Raw genomic sequence first — 354 nt, forward strand, 5'->3', positions numbered from 1 at the left:
TTCCTGTTTGTTAAAATAAACGATCAGGAGAAATAATGAAACAGAAAAAAAGATATACCCCGGAATTGCGGGAAGAAGCGGTGAAACTTGTATTGGCGCAAGGGTTGACACTAGAGGAAGCCGCATCCCGTATTGCCATTCCGAAAGGGACTTTAGTTGGTTGGGTGAATGCGGCCAAGAGTGGTCAGCCCCAGAAGACAGCCCCAGGAAGCCGTACTGTGCCGGAACTCGAAGCGGAAGTTGCCAAACTACGCAAGGAGCTGGCCCAGGCCAAGATGGAGCGCGATATCGTAAAAAAGGCGGCAGCGTACTTTGCGCAGGAGTCGCTGCCAAATACGCGTTCATGAAGACCAT

Annotated in this window: 1 pseudogene; it reads left to right on the top strand. The window is 50.8% G+C overall.

From position 1 onward, the window contains the following. Positions 1-35: 35 nt before the first annotated feature. Positions 36-354 (top strand): annotated as a pseudogene (locus tag ACO0LC_RS29225) (transposase); the annotation flags it as partial.

The organism is Undibacterium sp. JH2W, from assembly GCF_049340425.1.
Classification (GTDB): domain Bacteria; phylum Pseudomonadota; class Gammaproteobacteria; order Burkholderiales; family Burkholderiaceae_D; genus Undibacterium.